The following is a 10142-nucleotide window of genomic DNA, read 5'->3' on the forward strand; positions in this document are numbered from 1 at the left end:
TTTGAAGAGGGACGCGGAGCGTCCCGGGCTGCATTCCCACGCAGAGCGTGGGAACGATCACAGGTTGCGTTATGGCTTAGCTGTGCGGGTCGACGTTATCCAGCATCCGGTTCACCGCCAGTTCACCCAGCATGACGGAATGTTGAATGCCCAGCAGGGTATGGCGCTGAGTACCGTTCAGCTGCCCRGCGAAATCGTTCAACATGACACTGGCTGACGCCAACGTCTCACAGACGTTGACCAGCAGGGTTTCGTTATCGGTGTCGGGCCCGACGAAGTAGATAGTGCTGGGTTTGCGCGGGGTGTCTTTGGGGATGACTGGTTTGAGGTAGTAGTCGAGGGCGCGGTCGGCGGCTTCGTTGAGCTTTTTGGACTCTGGGGTTTCGTAGGGGGAAACGTCGTCGGTTTCGGGTGGGTTGGGTGTTGGTTTGATCATAAGTAAAGCTCCTCTCATCGTATAAAGGAGCCGTCACTCTCGCTACCAAACGAGGGGTGGCGGCCATGCGCAGGTTGGTAGACCGGGATGTGAGGAGACCGGCGCGCCCGAAAGCGCCCTGTGCATGACCACCATAAAATCGAGGCAATAATATGCCGCAACGGTGATGCTTAGCACCCCACATAAAACCGGGCCTACCAAACCCGATCGCTGTTTTTCAGCGACGAGCAAACGATAGAGCCCAGGCCCAAGGCGCACAAGCCGGCGGATTCTGGCGTAGTCGTAGGCAACGGCGCAAGGTTATGTAGCCTCCAGCCCCATCCAWCCAGACCGTTTAAACATTGCTGTTTATTGCCACCCCCCCCTGTAGGAGTGAGCCTGCGCGCGATGAGGCCGTGTCAGTCAACATCACTGCGAATGACACACCGCCATTGCGAGCAGGCTCACTCCTACATTGGGTCCACCATTGAGCTGATATTCAGATTGCCCCGCGCACCGGTTCTGGTATTTGATTGAGGCCTTTCTCCCACCGGTAAAAGGATTTCTTAATGAGCTATCGCACGCTGGGTCATTCGGGTCTACAGGTCTCTACCCTGACCCTGGGCACCATGATGTTTGGCGAACAGACCAGCACCGAAGACTCCCTGCGGATCATCGACAAGGCCTGGGACCAGGGCATCAATTTCATCGACACGGCCGACGTTTACACGGGCGGTCGTTCCGAAGAAATCGTTGGCGAGGCGATTGCCGGTAACCGCCACGAATGGGTGCTGGCGACCAAGGTCGGTTTCGGCCCGGTGGACGGTGTGCCGAACCGCAGTGGCCTGAGCCGCAAGCACATCTTTAATGGCATCGACGCCAGCCTCACGCGTTTGGGCACGGACTACCTCGACATCTATTACCTGCACCGCGAAGACCACAACACGCCGCTGGAAGTGACGGTGTCGGCGATGGGCGACCTGATTCGTCAGGGCAAGGTTCGTTATTGGGGCTTGTCGAACTACCGTGGCTGGCGCATCGCCGAGGTGATTCGGGTGGCCGATCAACTGGGTGTCGACCGGCCGGTGATCAGTCAGCCGCTCTACAACATCGTCAACCGTCAGGTGGAAACCGAGCAGATCACCGCGGCACAGAGCTATGGTCTGGGCGTTGTGCCTTACAGTCCATTGGCCCGCGGTGTGCTCAGCGGTAAATACGCACCGGACGCGAAACCGGACGCCAACAGCCGCGCCGGTCGCGCAGACAAACGCATTCTGGAAACCGAGTGGCGGATTGAGTCGTTGCGCATTGCCCGGCAAATCCAGCAGTACACCCAGGAACGTGGCGTGGGGATCGTGGAGTTCGCGATTGCCTGGGTTTTGAACAACAGTGYCGTCACTTCAGCCATTGTCGGGCCGCGTACCGAGGAACAGTGGAACGCCTATACCAAGGCGCAATCGGTGAAGATTACGGCTGAGGACGAGGCGTTTATTGATTCGCTGGTGGTGCCGGGGCATTCTTCGACGCCGGGGTTTAATGATGTGAGCCATTTTGTGTCTGGCCGTAAACACCGCAATACCTGAGGAACACATTGATCGTTCCCACGCTCCTCGTGGGAATGCAGCCCGGGACGCTCCGCGTCCTTTCAGGTGCTGGAACGCGGAGCGTCCCTTGAGGCATTCCCACGCAGAGCATGGGAACGATCAATATTTGATACGAAAACCACGTATCCTCTGCGCCCCGTTTCACGTTCAACCTCGCGAGGGCAGTTTGTCTAAAGGTATCGCTTTATCGGTTTCGGCCTCGGTGCTGTTTGCCGTCATGTATTACTACACCTCGTTGCTCACCCCCCTGAGTGGCGTGGAAATTTTCGGCTGGCGGATGTTGCTGACCGTGCCCTGCATGACCGTGTTCATGGTGATGTCCGGGGAATGGACGCGCGTGATCGACATTGTTCGGCGCGCCACGGCGCATCCGAAATTGATCGCCGCCTTGATCGCCTCCTCGGCCCTGGTCAGTGTGCAACTCTGGCTGTTCATGTGGGCGCCGCTCAACGGTTACAGCCTGGATGTGTCGCTCGGGTATTTCCTGTTGCCGCTGACGATGGTGCTGACCGGGCGAATCGCCTACGGCGAGCGCCTGTCCTATCTGCAAAAGATCGCGGTGTTTTTCGCCTGCCTCGGCGTGGTCAATGAGGTGTATCAGGTCGGTGGCTTTTCCTGGGCGACTTTGCTGGTGTGCATCGGCTACCCCACCTATTTCGTGCTACGCAAACGGCTTGCCACGGACAACCTTGGCGGGCTGTGGATGGACATGGCATTGACGCTGCCGTTGGCCTTCTGGTTTGTGCAGAGTGGTGCGCAGGGATTCGGCGTGTTCGATCAACACCCGTGGCTGTCGCTGTTGATCCCGATTCTCGGGGTGATCAGCGCTTCGGCGTTGGTGGTCTACATCATCGCCAGCCGGTTGCTGCCGTTCAGTCTTTTCGGGCTGTTGAGCTATGTCGAGCCGGTGTTGTTGCTGGGTGTGGCATTGCTGCTCGGAGAGAGCATCAAGCCTGGGGAATGGTTGACTTATATTCCGATCTGGCTCGCGGTGGTGGTGCTGGTGTTTGAAGGTTTCAAACACCTGATGCGGCAGCGCCGACCTTAAGCCGCACCCAAAACAAATGTAGGAGCGAGCCTGCTCGCGAATGCAGTCGCTCATTCAACATATCAGTTGACTGACACGACGCCTTCGCTGGCAAGCCAGCTCCTACAGGTTTAGCGGTGTGGCGGGTTACTCGGTAGCAAGCACGCCACGACGAACCTGGTCACGTTCGATCGATTCGAACAGTGCCTTGAAGTTGCCTTCGCCGAAGCCATCGTCGCCTTTACGCTGGATGAATTCGAAGAACACCGGCCCCATCAGGGTTTCCGAGAAGATCTGCAGCAGCAGACGCTTGTCACCCGACTCGGACGAACCGTCCAGCAGAATCCCGCGCGCTTGCAGTTGATCAACCGGTTCGCCGTGGTTCGGCAAACGGCCTTCGAGCATTTCGTAGTAGGTTTCCGGCGGCGCGGTCATGAAGCGCATGCCGATGCTTTTCAGGTGATCCCAGGTCTTGAGCAGGTCATCGGTCAGGAACGCAACGTGTTGAATGCCCTCGCCGTTGAACTGCATCAGGAACTCTTCGATCTGCCCGGCGCCCTTGGACGATTCTTCGTTCAGCGGGATTTTGATCATGCCGTCCGGCGCGGTCATGGCCTTGGAGGTCAGGCCGGTGTATTCGCCCTTGATGTCGAAGTAACGAATTTCGCGGAAGTTGAACAGCTTCTCGTAGAAGTTGGCCCAGTAGGCCATGCGACCGCGATACACGTTGTGAGTCAGGTGATCGATGATCTTCAGACCGGCGCCAACCGGGTTGCGGTCCACGCCTTCAATGAACACGAAGTCGATGTCATAGATCGAGCTGCCTTCACCAAAACGGTCGATCAGGTACAGCGGCGCACCGCCGATGCCTTTGATCGCCGGCAGGTTCAGCTCCATCGGGCCGGTTTCGATGTGGATCGGCTGGGCGCCGATTTCCAGCGCACGCTTGTAGGCGAGCTGCGAATCCTTGACGCGGAACGCCATGCCGCACACTGACGGGCCGTGCTCGGCCGCAAAGTACGAAGCGACGCTGTGGGGTTCGTTGTTGAGGATCAGATTGATCGCGCCCTGGCGATACAGGTGCACGTCTTTGGAGCGGTGGGTCGCCACCTTGGTGAAGCCCATGATCTCGAAGATCGGCTCCAGGGTGTTCGGGGTTGGCGATGCGAATTCGATGAATTCAAAGCCCATCAAGCCCATTGGGTTTTCGTATAAATCTGCCATTTTGGCGCCTCATCATGCTTTTAGAATTAACAAATGTTAGTTGCTAGCAATGCTGAGTCCGGCAGGTGGCGCACAGGAGATACCCCGCACGCTGCGGGCGAGGAAGTCACCGTAGATCAATTGAAACCCAAAACTCTTCATTGTCGACCCAAGGCTCTTGCGGGCGAGGCTTCTGCTGCCAGAAGACGTTTATTATTGTATGCGTAACCCGATTCTACACAGCGTAAATAGGTTTGTCCGCCTTCTGTATCAAATCCCCTTTTTCCCTACTCGCGCAAGGGGTTTGTTGCAGAGGAAAATCCCCGCCAGGATCAGCACGCCGCCAAGGCACATCGCCAGTGTCAACGGCTCGCCCAGCAACACTGCGCCGAGGATGACGGCAGTCAACGGGTTCAAGGCAATGAACACGCCTGAACGTGTCGCACCGATCTGGCGGATGCCGTCGTAATAACCAATGTAGGCCAGCGCCGAGCCCAACACGCCGAGGTAAATCAGGCTCAGCCATTGTTGCGGACCCAGGCTGAGGAGCGCGCTGACACTCAACTCTGCGCGCACGGCACTGGTAACCCAGAGCATCGCGGTACCCAGCAGAATCGAATACGTCACCGTCTGCACGGGCCCCAAGGACTGGTTCAGGTCTTTGGAGAACAGCGAATAAATTCCCCAACCGAGCACGCAGCCGAAAATCAGTAGATCACCGATCCAGGCGTCAGCATTACCGGCCAATAACTGCGGATTACGACTGGCAATCACCACACTCGCCCCGGCAATACAAATCCCGATGCCGAAGACTTTCGCCCGGCTCAAGCGCTCCTTGAACAGCCACCACGAGGCGAGGCCGATCACGGCCGGGTTCAGCGCAACGATCAACGAGGCTCGCGAGGCATTGATGTAATGCAACCCATAAAAGAAGCACAGGTTGTAGAAGAAGATCCCGAAGAACCCCAACAGTGCCAGTTGCAGCCATTGCCGCAGGCTCGGCCGGGACAACGGGACTCGGGCCAACAGCAAAAACAGCAACAGCGCCGCGCTGGCCAACAAGAACCTGAGACTGGCAGCGAACAACGGGCTGAGGCTGTCTGCCAGGAAACGCCCGGCCACGAACGTGCCCCCCCAGATCATGGTGACGGCGGCGAGTTTCAGATACACCGGAGTATCTGATGTTGCTGGTTGGACAAAGATCGTCATAGGAGCGTAAACCCGGCTGAGGCAGATGACGTATCATTCGACTAATGATCTATCATCGTAAAATGAGTAAATACTCATGACCCTGACCCAACTCGAGATTTTCTCGCTGGTCGCCGAACTGCGCGGTTTCACGGCGGCTGCCAATCGTTTGGGGATTTCCCAATCAGCGGTTTCCCACGCGCTCAAGTCGCTGGAACAGGAACTGGGCGTCGAACTGCTGCGCCGGCATCAGTCTCAGGTCGAACTGAGCGATATCGGCCAGCAACTGTTATTGCGCGCCCGGGCAATGCTTGGTCTGGCCAATACCCTGCGCCAAGAGGCGGCCGATGCTCGCGGGATGAAACGCGGTACGCTGCGTATCGGCTCGTTTGGCCCTACTTCGTCGATCAGGCTATTGCCGCTGATCCTGCAGCACTACCGCGCAGCTCACCCCGGTATTGAAGTGCACATTGACGAAGGCCCGGACCGCCAGGTGATTCAATGGCTTGAAGAGCGGCGAATCGATATCGGCTTTGTGGTGCTGCCCGAAGAGCGCTTTGACACCTTTGCGCTGATTGAAGACCAGATGGTTGCACTGATCCCCGCTGATCACACGCTGGCAGGGCGTGACAGTCTGAGCTTGAGCGACTTGTGCAGCGACCCGTTCGTACTGACCGAAGCCGGGTCTTCGGAGCTGGTCTCTCGCCTGTTCAGCGCCGCGCGATTGACACCGAATATCCGTTACCGCTGCTCACAATTGATCAGCACGCTGGACACGGTGGGCCGCGGAGATGCGCTGACCGTCGTCGCAGAAAACTCGCTGCCCGACGACGACAATCGACGATATGTGAAAAAACCACTGTCGCCCGCCGTCATTCGCCAGGTCGGGCTGGCGGTGCTTGACCAGCGCCAGTCGTCACCCGCCACGCTGGCCTTTATCAATCTGGCCATCAGTCTGCACACCCGATAAGCGGCATAAGCGCCGAGGGCCGTCTATCATGCCCACTAACTGAACTCTTTTTGGGAGGCGTGTTGTCGTCCTGCCAGCATCTGAGAGCCCTGATTCTTCGTGAGAGGTTTCGCGAATGCCGTTGACTGCCAAAAGCCGTCGCCCGTTGCACACCCGCATTATGGTGACCCTTCTGTGTGGGTTGCTCCCGGTGATGYTGGGCTGCGCCATTCTCTATATGCAGGCAGGACGGGCTCTCAAGCAAAGCAACCGGCTGACCGCAGACGAGGCCCTGCGCCAATTCGAACTGATGCTCGACAATACGGCCCAGTCCGCACGCGAATTGCTGCCGCTGGCCGGCCAAAATTGCAACGACGTCAAACTGGCCCTGCGCGAACAGGTCACGCGCCGTCCGTTTGTGCGCTCCGCCAGTCTGGTATGGGACGACACCATTTATTGCAACTCTTTGTTTGGCGAGGTCCAGGAGAAAATCACCGCCGGCGACTATGCGCAAGGCCGGCTGCTGCTCATGAGTGGCAACCCGGTCACCCCCGATACGGCGGTGCTGGTGTACCGCCTGAGTGAGGGCAAACAGGGCGCGCTGACAACTCTGGACGGTTATCACTTGAGTACCGTGCTGCGCCTGATTGGTCGCAATACATTGCTGCTACTGCGAGTTGGCCCGAACTGGTTATCCGCCGACGGCAAGGTCCATGGAGGCGCCCTGCCCGCCTTGCCCGTGGCCGAAAGGGAACGTGCTTCCTCGCGCTATGCCTTTACCGTCGCTGCCGGCTTCCCCGAGGGCGAAACCTGGCGCTACATGGCCAGCGAATACCCGCCGTTGTTCAGCCTGCTGATTTTTTTTGGTGTGTTGTCGGGCGCCATCGGGCACCACTTGCAAAAGAGTTCATGGTCGCCGACTCACGAGATGCGGCGTGCTTTGGCTGCGCAAGAGTTTGTCCCGTATTTTCAACCGGTCGTACATGGCGATACCAGGAAGTGGTCCGGCGCCGAAGTTTTGATGCGCTGGAAACACCCGAAGGAAGGCATGGTACGCCCTGAAATGTTCATCCCGTTTGCCGAAGACTCCGGGTTGATCGTGCCCATGACCCGTTCACTGATGCGACAGGCCGCCCAATGTCTGGGCCCTGTTTCTTCCTCGTTCAATGAACCCTTTCACATCGGCATCAACATCACCGCCAGTCACTGCAACGACCTTAAACTGGTCGAAGACTGTCGTGTGTTTCTCAGTGCTTTCGCACCCGGCTCCATCAACCTGGTGCTGGAACTGACCGAGCGCGAACTGATCAAGCCGAGCGACGTGACGCTCCAGTTGTTCGAACAGCTTCATGCAATGGGCGTGATGATCGCGATTGACGACTTTGGTACCGGACACTCCAGCCTGGGTTATCTGCGTCAGTTCAATGTGGACTTCCTGAAAATCGACAAGAGCTTCGTTGCAATGATCGGCATCGACGCCCTTTCGCGGCACATTCTGGACACGATCATAGAACTCTCGGCCAAGCTCGAACTGGGAATCGTCGCCGAAGGTGTGGAAACCCAGGAACAAAGTGACTATCTGAGCACCCACGGCGTGAACTTCCTGCAAGGATATCTGTACGGTCGACCGATGCCCGGCGCAGAATTCATTAACGCATTAACCCACCAATAACTAGTGACTTTAGGCGACGGGACATCGACAACCTGCACCAAATTGAATCCAAAGACTACTGTTGTTACATGAAAAAAAGTCAGGATTTACTCTTGGCCAATTAACTACTACAATTTTTCATGCCTGTGCAAAATTGGCAGGTGAGCCACTATCACCGGGTCGCTTCAAGGCTCTTGGCTTATAGCTTTGTTTGCGGTTGGTATCAGCTGAACACACTATTGGAGTAAAGATATTGTCCAGACTCGCTGAATTTCGTGAAGCTGAAAAGGCCCTTCAGGAGCAGCTCAAGCAGCTCGAATTGCTGAAGAACGATGCCGGGCTCAAGAAAGAAATCGAATTCGAAGAAAAGCTCCAGGGGCTGATGAAAACCTACGGCAAGAGCCTGCGTGACATCATCGCCATTCTCGATCCGAACCCGGCAAAATCAGGTCTGCAACAAGCAAAAACGCCTAAAACCCGCCGTGCTCGCGTGGTCAAGGTCTATCAGAACCCGCATACGGGTGAGCTGATTGAAACCAAGGGCGGCAACCACCGTGGCCTGAAAGCCTGGAAGGAACAATACGGTGCATCCACTGTTGATTCCTGGCTGCGCAGTTAAAAGCTTGCGGTTATAAAAAAGCCCTGCCAATGCAGGGCTTTTTTTATGGATACCCTCTAAATGCAACGATYGGAAGGGAACCAATTCGTAACTTGCCGATTAACATTGTGTTTAATGCCTTTGAGTATCTAAAAATGTCGGAACCGGCCAAAATCCGCCGCCACGTAAAATCCCGGCACTAAAGTTTCAAGCTGTTACGGAATGCTTCAATTTCTTCCTGACTTTCCTTATAAGCCTCGGCCTGCCCCGCGTACGAAAGAACATAGGCGTTATCGGCATCCACCGCCCCAATCAATGTTTGCGACAGCACATGTCGTCCGTTCTGGGTAATGGTGCAGGTAGTTTCCAGTGCCGACAGGCGGCTCAGAGTCGCGGGATGAATCTTGTTACAGACACTTTGATAGCCGCTTTGAAAAAAGTCCTTCTGGACCGCTTTACGCATTTCCAGCAGCACGCCCTGCACATTCACCTGATGACCGCTCTCAACCTGAGTCATGGTCAATTCCATGACCATCACCGGCGTACCGTTTTGATCGTTTTTGACCACGCGCTGACGGGATACTTTAGAGCCCGCATCCTCCTGCGCAAGGGCTTCGACTTCCCAGCCACTTGGCCACGTCACCTGGGGCACCTCTGCATGAGTGCTGGCAACCGCTGACAAGATACCGAGCATGACGAACATCGATTTACAGAATCGGACCATAGCAAAACACTCACGGATTGAACCATAAAGTCTGAGCTTCGCCCGCCCGTCAGGCAATAGCTGACGGTTTTGGTTTGGTGATGTCCCAGGCCTTGCGTATCATTGTCGCCATTCGTTAGCCCCACTTATTTTCCGGAGGGCCCATGAGCCTGCACGAATTGAACACTTTCCCAGGCGTCACCGCCCAGCCTGATACCGCGACCCAGAAGTTCGTCTTCAACCACACCATGCTTCGGGTCAAGGACATCACCAAGTCCCTGGATTTCTACACGCGCATCCTCGGTTTCACCTTGGTGGAAAAACGCGATTTCCCGGAAGCGGAATTCAGCCTGTATTTCCTGGCCCTGGTCGACAAAAACCAGATCCCGGCCGACGCTGCTGCTCGCACCGAGTGGATGAAGTCGATCCCAGGCATACTCGAACTGACCCACAACCACGGGACCGAGAACGACCCTGACTTCGCCTACCACAACGGCAACACTGACCCGCGCGGTTTCGGTCATATCTGCATTTCCGTGCCGGACATCCGCGCGGCGTGCGAACGGTTTGAAGCGCTGGGCTGTGACTTCCAGAAGCGCTTGAATGACGGGCGCATGAAGAGCCTGGCCTTCATCAAGGACCCGGATGCGTACTGGGTAGAGATCATCCAGCCCGCTCCGCTGTAAGCCCCACCAAATACCCCCCTGTCAAGATCGTTCCTACGCTCTGCGTGGTAACGCCTCCTGTGACGCTCTGCGTCACGCCTTTTTTGGACGCGGAGCGTCCCGGGCTGCATTCCCACGC

The 10142-nt window shown here is 56.8% G+C and carries 10 protein-coding genes; 6 read left to right on the forward strand and 4 right to left on the reverse strand.

Going from position 1 to position 10142, the window contains the following annotated elements:
* Positions 1-76: 76 nt before the first annotated feature.
* Entirely contained in the window at positions 77-436 is a 360-nt protein-coding gene (locus AC1DSG_RS22055; protein ID WP_477792777.1) for a DUF6124 family protein, read from the reverse strand.
* A 548-nt stretch (positions 437-984) separates the two neighbouring features.
* Between AC1DSG_RS22055 and AC1DSG_RS22060 the strand changes: the two genes are divergently transcribed.
* Positions 985-1998, forward strand: a complete 1014-nt coding sequence (locus AC1DSG_RS22060; RefSeq protein ID WP_477792778.1) for an aldo/keto reductase — start codon at positions 985-987, stop codon at positions 1996-1998.
* A gap of 187 nt (positions 1999-2185) precedes the next feature.
* A complete protein-coding gene (gene rarD, locus AC1DSG_RS22065; protein WP_477792779.1) occupies positions 2186-3067 on the forward strand; it encodes an EamA family transporter RarD in 882 nt (293 codons plus the stop codon).
* Positions 3068-3193: 126 nt separating this feature from the next.
* On the opposite strand, the gene hppD is transcribed toward rarD, so the two are convergent.
* Positions 3194-4270 carry a 4-hydroxyphenylpyruvate dioxygenase gene (gene hppD / locus AC1DSG_RS22070; protein ID WP_123431747.1) on the reverse strand — a complete coding sequence of 359 codons (1077 nt, stop codon included), beginning with the start codon at positions 4268-4270 and terminating at the stop codon, positions 3194-3196.
* A gap of 249 nt (positions 4271-4519) precedes the next feature.
* On the reverse strand, positions 4520-5458 hold the full coding sequence (locus tag AC1DSG_RS22075; RefSeq protein WP_477792780.1) for a DMT family transporter: 939 nt from the start codon (positions 5456-5458) through the stop codon (positions 4520-4522).
* A 76-nt stretch (positions 5459-5534) separates the two neighbouring features.
* Here AC1DSG_RS22075 and AC1DSG_RS22080 point away from each other — a divergent pair, with 76 nt between their 5' ends.
* The 3 genes from AC1DSG_RS22080 (at position 5535) to AC1DSG_RS22090 (ending at position 8656) form a co-directional block, all read left to right on the forward strand.
* Positions 5535-6407 carry a LysR family transcriptional regulator gene (locus AC1DSG_RS22080; protein ID WP_477792781.1) on the forward strand — a complete coding sequence of 291 codons (873 nt, stop codon included), beginning with the start codon at positions 5535-5537 and terminating at the stop codon, positions 6405-6407.
* Between the two features lie 115 nt (positions 6408-6522).
* The gene (locus AC1DSG_RS22085) at positions 6523-8058 is read left to right on the forward strand and encodes an EAL domain-containing protein (protein WP_477792782.1); all 1536 of its coding nucleotides are present in this window, start codon (positions 6523-6525) and stop codon (positions 8056-8058) included.
* Positions 8059-8290: 232 nt separating this feature from the next.
* Entirely contained in the window at positions 8291-8656 is a 366-nt protein-coding gene (locus AC1DSG_RS22090; protein WP_477792783.1) for a histone-like nucleoid-structuring protein, MvaT/MvaU family, read from the forward strand.
* A gap of 178 nt (positions 8657-8834) precedes the next feature.
* On the opposite strand, the gene AC1DSG_RS22095 is transcribed toward AC1DSG_RS22090, so the two are convergent.
* Positions 8835-9359: a DUF4946 domain-containing protein gene (locus tag AC1DSG_RS22095; RefSeq protein WP_477792784.1), complete on the reverse strand. Its 525-nt coding sequence runs from the start codon at positions 9357-9359 to the stop codon at positions 8835-8837.
* A 143-nt stretch (positions 9360-9502) separates the two neighbouring features.
* Between AC1DSG_RS22095 and gloA the strand changes: the two genes are divergently transcribed.
* Entirely contained in the window at positions 9503-10024 is a 522-nt protein-coding gene (gloA, locus tag AC1DSG_RS22100; RefSeq protein WP_477792785.1) for a lactoylglutathione lyase, read from the forward strand.
* Positions 10025-10142 lie beyond the last annotated feature (118 nt).

The sequence above is a fragment of the Pseudomonas sp. P5_A12 genome (assembly GCF_056400685.1).

What these genes read in the sequence shown, in the direction of transcription:
- hppD (WP_123431747.1), bottom strand. Translation starts at nt 4,270, where the DNA reads ATGGCAGATTTATACGAAAACCCAATGGGCTTGATGGGCTTTGAATTC.
- AC1DSG_RS22075 (WP_477792780.1), bottom strand. Translation starts at nt 5,458, where the DNA reads ATGACGATCTTTGTCCAACCAGCAACATCAGATACTCCGGTGTATCTG.
- AC1DSG_RS22080 (WP_477792781.1), top strand. Translation starts at nt 5,535, where the DNA reads ATGACCCTGACCCAACTCGAGATTTTCTCGCTGGTCGCCGAACTGCGC.
- AC1DSG_RS22095 (WP_477792784.1), bottom strand. Translation starts at nt 9,359, where the DNA reads ATGGTCCGATTCTGTAAATCGATGTTCGTCATGCTCGGTATCTTGTCA.
- gloA (WP_477792785.1), top strand. Translation starts at nt 9,503, where the DNA reads ATGAGCCTGCACGAATTGAACACTTTCCCAGGCGTCACCGCCCAGCCT.